Origin of the sequence: Herbaspirillum sp. VT-16-41, from assembly GCF_001994935.1 — a bacterium.
Classification (GTDB): Bacteria; Pseudomonadota; Gammaproteobacteria; order Burkholderiales; family Burkholderiaceae_D; genus Herbaspirillum; species Herbaspirillum frisingense.
On record NZ_MUXB01000191.1, the window covers coordinates 1 to 904 of the forward strand.

Here is a 904-nt window from a genome sequence, read left to right on the forward strand (position 1 = left end):
GGACCGGGGTTCTTCCAGGAGACGCAGAATACCGTGTGACCGCGCTCGACCAGATAGCGGATCAGCGAGTTCGCCGGTGACAGGTCGAGGATGTAGTACTTCATGATCCAGGCCGGAATGATCAGCAGCGGCTCCGGATACACCGCCTTGCCGGCCGGGGCGTACTGGATCAATTCCATGATGTCGTTGCGCAGGACCACCTTGCCGGGCGTGATCGCCACATCCTTGCCGGGCAGGAAGCTGCGATCGGTACTGGTGGGCTGTTCCAGCAGCAGACCGACCATGTCGTTCATGCAGTTCTGCAGACCGGTCAGGAGATTGTTGCCGCCTTGTTCCACGCTCACACGCAGCACTTCCGGATTGGTCAAAAGATAGTTGCCGGGCGAGAACATGTCCAGTAGCTGGCGCGCAGCGAAATTGACCAGATCGGCATGATGTTTTTCGACACCCCAGACGTCCCGCGTGGCAGCATTCCACCATTGTTCGGTCAGCAGGAAGCCCTGGTGCCACATGTGAACTTCCTGTGATTCACCACTAGCTGCCGATTCTAATAATCCTTGTATTATTTTAAATAAAACGATACAAACCATAAGCATTGCGCCAACACCGACAAATATACCGTATAATTCACTGAAAAAACCTGTCATTCCCTCGGAGCTAAAAAGTAATTTGGAAATCAAATCAAACGTTCTTTCCATAACATCATTTATAAAATCAATAAAGAACTCTTGGATTTTTTCACCTATATCAAACATTGGTTATCACCTACCTCTCTTTTTATTTTTTAATTACTTGTTTTAGTTAGAGTGAGTATCTCATTGTCTTTATCTTCTTTATTAGTTTGGGTTAGGGTGAAGCCAATCATTATATATGTGTGTATTTCTGCCCTGAGAATAACCTAACG

1 pseudogene is annotated in these 904 nt (G+C 47.7%); it reads right to left on the reverse strand.

The features are described 5' to 3' along the window. Positions 1–512: pseudogene (locus BTM36_RS26360) on the reverse strand (poly-beta-hydroxybutyrate polymerase); the annotation flags it as partial. Between the last annotated feature and the right edge of the window lie 392 nt (positions 513–904).